Annotated in this window: 9 protein-coding genes; 2 read left to right on the top strand and 7 right to left on the bottom strand. The window is 69.3% G+C overall.

The window, feature by feature from the left end:
* Positions 1 to 750: 750 nt before the first annotated feature.
* Together ACLL9L_RS16360 and ACLL9L_RS16355 are read right to left on the bottom strand one after the other, a co-directional pair.
* Positions 751 to 1044 carry a hypothetical protein gene (locus ACLL9L_RS16360; protein ID WP_411285720.1) on the bottom strand — a complete coding sequence of 98 codons (294 nt, stop codon included), beginning with the start codon at positions 1042 to 1044 and terminating at the stop codon, positions 751 to 753.
* A gap of 302 nt (positions 1045 to 1346) precedes the next feature.
* The gene (locus ACLL9L_RS16355) at positions 1347 to 2594 is read right to left on the bottom strand and encodes an ATP-binding protein (RefSeq protein ID WP_411285719.1); all 1248 of its coding nucleotides are present in this window, start codon (positions 2592 to 2594) and stop codon (positions 1347 to 1349) included.
* A gap of 326 nt (positions 2595 to 2920) precedes the next feature.
* Between ACLL9L_RS16355 and ACLL9L_RS16350 the strand changes: the two genes are divergently transcribed.
* Positions 2921 to 3106 carry a BldC family transcriptional regulator gene (locus ACLL9L_RS16350; protein ID WP_411285718.1) on the top strand — a complete coding sequence of 62 codons (186 nt, stop codon included), beginning with the start codon at positions 2921 to 2923 and terminating at the stop codon, positions 3104 to 3106.
* 19 nt (positions 3107 to 3125) lie between these two features.
* Positions 3126 to 3503 carry a VOC family protein gene (locus ACLL9L_RS16345; protein ID WP_411285717.1) on the top strand — a complete coding sequence of 126 codons (378 nt, stop codon included), beginning with the start codon at positions 3126 to 3128 and terminating at the stop codon, positions 3501 to 3503.
* Positions 3504 to 3781: 278 nt separating this feature from the next.
* Here ACLL9L_RS16345 and pdxY read toward each other — a convergent pair whose 3' ends face one another.
* The 5 genes from pdxY to ACLL9L_RS16320 all read right to left on the bottom strand — a co-directional run.
* A complete protein-coding gene (gene pdxY / locus ACLL9L_RS16340) occupies positions 3782 to 4630 on the bottom strand; it encodes a pyridoxal kinase PdxY (protein ID WP_411285716.1) in 849 nt (282 codons plus the stop codon).
* Between the two features lie 2 nt (positions 4631 to 4632).
* On the bottom strand, positions 4633 to 4965 hold the full coding sequence (locus ACLL9L_RS16335) for a rhodanese-like domain-containing protein (RefSeq protein ID WP_411285715.1): 333 nt from the start codon (positions 4963 to 4965) through the stop codon (positions 4633 to 4635).
* A 50-nt stretch (positions 4966 to 5015) separates the two neighbouring features.
* Complete coding sequence (locus ACLL9L_RS16330; RefSeq protein WP_411285714.1) at positions 5016 to 5876, bottom strand: Fpg/Nei family DNA glycosylase; 861 nt, start codon at positions 5874 to 5876, stop codon at positions 5016 to 5018.
* Positions 5869 to 6945, bottom strand: coding sequence for an App1 family protein (locus ACLL9L_RS16325; RefSeq protein WP_411285713.1), 1077 nt, complete (start codon positions 6943 to 6945; stop codon positions 5869 to 5871). Before ACLL9L_RS16325 ends, ACLL9L_RS16330 begins: the two co-directional genes overlap by 8 nt.
* A gap of 204 nt (positions 6946 to 7149) precedes the next feature.
* Positions 7150 to 7721, bottom strand: a 572-nt coding sequence (locus tag ACLL9L_RS16320; protein ID WP_411285712.1) for a hypothetical protein, incomplete at its 5' end; no start/stop codon positions are given.

Genomic DNA, 7721 nt, shown 5'->3' with positions numbered 1-7721 from the left:
GCTTGCCCTTCGAGAAGTCACTGTGATGCGCACCAACTGGATCCAATTCGCCTGCTCCGCCAGTTGTATGCGTACCGGAGTCGTCCCGCAGGGCGAGTCCGTCAAGCGTCGTCATGTTGCCTCCCGCCTGCCTCCCCCATCTTAGCCCGACGCTACTGGCGTCACGCGCTAGATGAAACCGGGGACGACCAAGCCAGCCACGATCCCGATGGCGGGCCCACGCCCGCGGAACAAAGACGCCAGCACGACCTCAGGTCCCGATCGGCCCGGCGACGGCGGTCCAGAAGCCAGTCGATCAGGCGGAGTTCGGCCGTGCTGCTGCGCTACACCGCGGTCGGTTCCTCGTGACCAGCTTCGGCGATGGCGCCGCGGACATGATGTTCTTCGACGACCGTCTGGCGAGTACGCCACCGAGGGAAATTTCGTCTACCAGCGTCCGCGCCTACGGGATCAGTCGACGCACCCGGGCGGCCAGATCTACGGCGTCGACGGTCGGCGCCGCGGTGCTGTCCAACGGCGGCCCGAGGGACACATCCCGCATCGCGTTGCGGATCGCCGGGACAGTGAGGGCAGGCCTAGCAGCTATGGGCCATCGCCACCAGCGACGACCTGACCACCCAGCCCATCCATGGCCTTCCCGAGGAACTCGAAGTGGAAGAACCGGCCCAGCCCCGCTCACTGGTTCTGGACCTCAGACAGCTCAGAACGGATGGGTCAGCAGAGCCACTTTTCCCTGCGTGTCGGGGCCGCTCAGTGATGCAGGGCCAGGTGGTATTCGACGCTCACGCGCAGCAGGGAGAGAACCACGTCTCGGATCTCCTCGACCGAGCTGTCCCGAGTGATCCCAAGGTCGAGCTCCGGCCCGGGTCGACCGACCTCCCGGCGGATGAGCTTCGTCTCCCGTCGGCTCAGGCTCAACGCGAAGTCTCGCGACAGGACGTCCAGGACGTGGCGCAACCCCATCTCGGCAATACCCTCGACATGGTCGAGGACGGCCAGCGCGGTGGTGAGCCAGATGGCGTCCCCCTCATCTGCGTCCTCCATGGCGTCGACGACCTAATAGAACAAGGCCATTGACGCCACCGTCACCGCCGGATGGGCATCGTGCTCGTCGTACTGCAGAGCGGCCGCGCAGCCCACGCACTTCGCCGTCTGTTCTTCGTCCCCCTCTTCCAGGGCCACCCTCGCCTTGAGGAGGAGGTTGTCAGCAGCCTCGTGCAGCGGTCGGGAGCGGTCGGCCTTAAGCAATTGGTGCAGGAGGGGAGGGACACGTCACTCATGCCGAAAATCTATCGCGCGAGCCGTGCCCGCGTCACGGGCGCGATGCGGTGCCAGCCACCAGACAGTCACGCGTTGGCCCTGAGGTAACGACCGAAGTGCGGCACGGTGAAGGCGATCCGACCCCGCTCCCCTGAGTAGATCAGGCCCTTCTTGAGCAGCGCATCCCGCGCGGGAGACAGCGACTGCGGCTTGCGGTCGAGCCGGGTCGCCACGGCCGAGGTAGCCACCGACTCGGCGTCCCGGTATGCCGTGTCCTCACCATCGTTGTCCGACCTCTCTTCGCCGGCCTCACCGACACCCTCGTCGCTGGCCGCGTCGGCCATCGCCCGCAGGTATTCGCGCTCGGCCGGAGTCGCTCTCTCGTAACGAGATCCGAAGAACCCGATAGCCAGTTCCGACTCCGCCTCGGGGGAGGCCACCCGGATGTCGTCCAGCGTGATCGGTGTCCCGGGCGCCACGTCCCAGGCAACCTTGCCGTACGCCTGGATGAAGTAGGGGTAGCCGGCGGTCACGGCATACATCTCCTCCAACGCCTCCGGGGTGAACCCGGCGCTCTCGTCCCGGGCCGGGGAGACAAGGGCGAGGTCGGCCGCTGCGCGGTCGAGCCGGTCGATGCGGCTGTAGCGGAAGAGCCGCTCGCTGTAGGACTTGCTGGCGCTGAGCACCGCTGGCAGGTGGGGCAACCCGGCGCCAACGACGATGAGCGGCAGACCCGACTGGGAGATCTCGTGGCAGGCGGCGCAGAGAGCGGACACGTCGTCTGGCCCGAGGTCCTGCATCTCGTCGATGAACACGCCCACTCCGCGGCCGAGGTCGGCCGCCAGCCCTCCGACGTCGGCGAGCAGCTCGACGAGGTCGATCTCGATGTCACCGGAGTCGGCCCGGCCCTTCGTCGCGGGGACGTCGATCCCCGGGCTCCACCGGTCGCGCAGCTTGGCGCCCGGGGCTGCGTCGCGCAGCGCGAACGCCTTGATGGTGCCGAGCACCTGGTTGACCGACTCCGCATTGGGGTGGCCGAGCTCGCGCACGGCCACATGGAGGGCCGCAGAAAGGGGCCGCCGCAGGCGCTGGTCGGGGCGCGCCTCGAGCTTGCCGGTCCCCCAGTCGGCCCGGACGGCTGCCGACCGCAACGCGTTGAGCAACACGGTCTTGCCGACGCCACGCAGTCCGGTGAGGACGATGGAGCGCTCCGGCCGGCCCCTGGCGACGCGCTCGAGGACGACGTCGAAGGCACGCAGCTGCTCGTCCCGCCCGGCCAGCTCGGGCGGGCGCTGGCCGGCGCCGGGGGCATAGGGATTGCGGATCGGGTCCATTCTCGCAGCGTATGCGCCTCTCTAGCGTTCCCCCGAGATTGACCGATAAAGCGGTATGCCGTGTCGTCGCCGCTGCCCGCACCTCCAACGTGGCGCCCGCCCCGGATCCTGGTCCTGCTCGCTAGAGCTGCCAACACACCTGTCGATGGAGGAGGTTTCGGCCAAAACCTAGACAAACACTGCCGCATCCTTTACCGTTCCTTTACGAACCACGGAAGCATTCTTTACCTTGACGACGGGGCGCGGCAGATCGGCGCACAGCATTCGTCACATGGGTAAACACGATGGGGACACCGTCTCCTGACAGCAGACAACGGGAGGAAGTCATGCTCAACCAGGTCATCGATCACGAGAAGCTACTGACGCCGGGCGAGGTCGCCCTGAGATTTCGCGTCGACCCGAAGACGGTCACGCGATGGGCCAAGATGGGCAAGCTGACATCGTTGCGCACGCTCGGGGGTCACCGTCGCTACCTCGAGAGCGAGGTCACCCGACTCCTCAACGCGCACTGACCCCACGCACCGTCAGTCCGTGGCCTCCCGAACCAGCAACTTCTGCATCGACGCCGCCGATCCCTACGCCCAGACAATGTGGTGGGCTCAGGTCCTCGACGACCACCGGCTCACCGACGAGGGCCAGAACCCGGGCGACGAGGAGTGTGGGCTCGAGGGCCCGGACGGACGATGGCTGCTCTTCCTCAAGGTGCCCGAGCCCAAGTCGGTGAAGAACCGGATGCACGTCTGCCTCCGGCCGACTGACCGCACCCGCGACGAGGAGGTCGACCGGCTCCTCGGCCTCGGCGCGACGCTGGTCAACGACCTGCGCAACGCCGAGGACGGCGGCTGGGCCGTCCTCGCCGATCCCGAGGGCAACGAGTTCTGCGTCCTGCGCGAGGTTCCCGCGTCCTAGCGGCACCCGTCGGGCGGACGGCAGAGCTGTCGAGGATCACCGCGGCAGTCCGGCGTCGTCGTCGAGGTTATCGGTGATCGGCGCCGCCCGGTCCTCCGCGGTCAGGCGATGGTCCACGTCGGCGAGGATCGCCCGGACATGGGCGAGTCGCGGCGTCGGGCTGGGCGAGGTCGTGGACGTGGTCGTTCTTGATGTGGAGGCCCAGGGGCCATTCTTCCCCGGATGCTCTACCCCTCAACCAACGGACAGGGGCGATGTCGCAGCCCCACCGGTGGCCCTCACCTGAGCTCGGTGACCTCGAACCGCTCGTCGGGGTGGGCGATCGAGTCCTGGGCGGGGATGAGCTGCATCTCCTCATGACCGCCCCTGTGGGTGGCGGCGAGCACGGCATACATCGTCGCGGCGGTGCGGGAGAGCGCCACCCGGTGACCGTCGGTGAGGGTGTGGGCGAGGAAGAGCGCAGCGGTGACGTCGCCGCCGCCGCGGACCGTCATCGCCAGCATCGGGGTCGTGACCAGCCAGGCGCCCTCGGTGCCGACACAGGCCATCTGGATCGAGTCGGGCGGGGTGTCCTCGGTGAGGACGCTCGTGACGAGGACCGTCGCAGGTCCGGACGCTCGCAGCTCGGCGACCGCAGCCAGCAGGTCCGCCTGCGTCGCGACGGTGCGCCCGGTGAGGAACTCGAGCTCGAACTGGTTCGGCGTGACGATGTCAGCCATGGGGACCACGGCATCGCGGAGGTACTCAGGGATGCCCTCGCGGACGAAGAAGCCACGCCCCACGTCGCCCATGACGGGATCGCAGCAGTAGATCGCGGCGGGGTTGGCGGCCCGGACCCGGGCCACCGCGTCGAGGACCACCGCACCCATCGACTCGGCCCCGAGGTAGCCCGACAGGACGGCGTCGAGGTGCGGGAACGCCCCCCGGTCCTCGACACCCCGGATGACCTCGGCGACGTCCGCCGCCGCGATGAGGGGGCCACGGGTCTCGCCGTATCCCGTGTGGTTCGAGAAGTTCACCGTGAGGACAGGATGGACGTCGTGGCCGAGCCGCTGCAGCGGGAACACTGCAGCGGAGTTGCCGGCGTGGCCGTAGGCGACGTGGGACTGGATCGAGAGGATCCGCACGGCTACTTCACGCGGGGCGCTTCGGTGCCCTGCGCCACCATCTGCTTGCCGGCGGCGTCCCAGGCCATCATGCCGCCGTCGAGGTTGACGACGTCGAGGCCCTGCTGGCTCAGCCAGGCAACGGCCTGGGCCGAGCGACCGCCCACGCGGCACGCGACAGCCAGCGGGGCGGCGTCGGTGACGGGCAGCTCCGCGATCCGGGCAGGCAGGTCTCCCAGGGGGATGTGGACGGCGCCAGGGGCGTGTCCCAGGTCCCACTCGTCCTGCTCGCGCACGTCGAGCAGGACCGCGTCGTCCGCGAGGTCGGCCGGCCGGATCTGCGGGGGGTTGGTCATGCCCGCATCCTCTCACCCACCCCGCGCGACCTCCACCGTGGCGCGGGCGACTACTTCAGCAGCCGTGACATGCGCCGGTCAGCGAGGGGCTTGCCGCCGGTCTGGCAGGTCGCGCAGTACTGCAGCGACGAGTCCGCGAAGGACACCTCGCGGACGGTGTCGCCACACACCGGGCAGCCCTGCCCGGCCCGGCCGTGGACACGCATCCCCTCGCGCTTGGCGTCCTTGAGCTCCTTCGCCGGCTTGCCCGTCGCCGCGAGGACCGCGCCCGAGAGGGTGTCGCGCAGCGCGGCATACAGACGCTCGACGTCCTCGCGGCCGAGGCTGCCCGCGATGGCGAAGGGCGAGAGCCGAGCGACGTGGAGGATCTCGTCGGAATAGGCGTTGCCAACGCCGGCGAGGAACTCCTGGTCGCGCAGCAGGCCCTTGACCTGGGTGCGGCGCCCCTCGAGCATCCCGGCGAAGGTCTCCAGCGAGAAGTCGGCCGCCATCGGGTCCGGGCCGAGGCGCGCGATGCCCGGCACCACCTGGGGGTCGCGGACGAGGTATGCCGCGAGCGACTTCTTGGTGCCGGCCTCCGTCAGGTCGAAGCCCGATCCGTCGGAGAGCCTGACCCGCACCGCGATCGGTGACTTGCCGGGCCTCACCGTGGTCGTAGGCAGCTCGTCGGACCAGCGCAGCCAGCCCGCCCGGGCGAGGTGAAAGATCAGGTGGATGCCGCCGACGTCGATGTCGAGGAACTTGCCGTGGCGCGAGACCGCGTCGATGAGGCCGCCCTCCAGGGCCGAGGACGGCGGGTCGAAGGTCTTGAGGACGGAGAAGGACGCGAGCTCGATCCCGGCGATGGCGTGTCCCGCCGTCCGCACGGCGAGGAAGTCGACGAGGGCCTGGACCTCCGGGAGCTCAGGCACCGCGCCCGACCTTGCCGGCGGTGCGCAGGATCCGCAACAGCCCGAACCCGTCGGGGGCGTAGAACACCGGGACGTCGACGCGCGCGGCGCGTTGCGGCCGGGGCGCGATCTCCTCGTTGGACACGGGCAGGCCGTGGGACAGGACCTGTTCGGTCGGCGTCAGCTGGCGGATGAGGATCGCGTCGACGAGCTCGGGGCGGGCTTCCGCGAAGTCCTGGTAGATCTTCGGATCGTGCTGTCCGTCATCGCCGATGAGCACCCACCGGATGCCCGGGAAGTCGCGGGCCAAGCGGTCGAGCGACGCGCGCTTGTGCTCCTGGCCGCTGCGGAACCAGCCGGTGTTGGTCGGGCCCCAGTCGGTCATCAGCATCGGGCCGGCCGGGTAGCCGTGACGTTTGAGGAAGCGGGTCAGCGTCGGCGCGGTGTTCCAGGCGCCGGTGGACAGGTAGAAGGTTGGCGCCCCGGGGTGTTCGGCGATCAGGGTGCGGAACATCGGCGCCATACCGGGCACCAGGTGACGAGTTGTCTCCTGCCGGACAAAGGTGTTCCAGGCGGCGATGAACGGTCGTGGCAGCGAGGTGGAGATGACCGTGTCGTCGATGTCGCTGACGATGCCTAACCGGGCCTCGCGGTCGACGATCCGCACCGCGGCCTGGACCGGCTCGCCGCCCTCCGCCTCGATCGTGACGGCATGCCAGCCCGGCTCAAGCCCCGGATCGCGAATCACCACGTCGATGTAGCCGCTGCGGTCGGAGAACGTCTGCGCAGTCCGACGGCCCGCGACGACCCGCACCGGCACGTTCATCGCCCCGGCGGTGATGAAGGCCCGCCAGCCGCGTTGTACACCCGGGGTGTCCCTCAGGCGCCGCAGATTTCCTTCGGTCGCGCTGACCGGCGGCCCGGGGTGCTGACGGCTCAGCAGCACCCTCCCGAGGACCCGTACGAAGTCCTGACTTCCGTATCCGGTGTGGCTGATCGTGCGGGTGCCCCATCCCCGGCCGCGCAGGATGGCATTCGAACGACGATGGAAGGCATCCTCGATGAGATATGCGGCGTGGGGTCTGGCCATGCGCAAAACGTATCGCGAGAGCACACGTATTTGACCAGCTGCCCCTGAAGCAAGGTCCGGCCTCAGCCGATGGTGGTCATGATGTGCCATCTGCTGCCGATCTGACGCCGGGAGCGGGGCGATCATCCGGGTCGAGACGAGGGTCAGGCCGCCGACCGAAGTCCCAGCGATGACCATGGCGAGAGCGGCCGGAGACGACCACGGTCAGTTGTAGTAGCCCAGGACGTCGGCGATGACGTCCGTGGCCCCGGCCGCGTTGTAGAACGTGACGGTGTTACCGGGCCCGAGCGGGACCAGGACCATGTTGGGGATGGTCTGGCCGGCGCTGAAGTTCAGGTTCGACGCGCCGGGCCGGGTCGTCCCGCCCGGGTAGACGATCAGGTAGCTGGCCGCGGTCGGGCCCGTGACGGTGACGTTCAGGGCGACCGCGGTCGTGCCCGCCGGCAGGTTCGGGACGGTCAGGGTCAGCGCGCGCCCCGCCCCCAGCTTGGCCTTGGGAGCACCCCGGCCGATCCGGGTGTCCAGGGCCCGGGCCGGCGCTACCCCGATGAACCCGGCGCCGTACCCCTGCCGGTAGTAGCCCAGGACGTCGGCGATGACGTCCGTGACCCCGGCCGCGTTGTAGAACGTGACGGTGTTACCGGGCCCGAGCGGGACCAGGACCATGTTGGGGATGGTCTGGCCGACGCTGAAGTTCAGGTTCGACGCGCCGGGCCGGGTCGTCCCGCCCGGGTAGACGATCAGGTAGCTGGCCGCGGTCGGGCCCGTGACGGTGA

The sequence above is a fragment of the Lapillicoccus sp. genome (genome assembly GCF_046595215.1).
Taxonomy (GTDB): domain Bacteria; phylum Actinomycetota; class Actinomycetes; order Actinomycetales; family Dermatophilaceae; genus Lapillicoccus.
The sequence above is the reverse complement of the archived record's forward strand: the minus strand, read 5'-3'. Positions and strand labels throughout refer to the sequence as shown.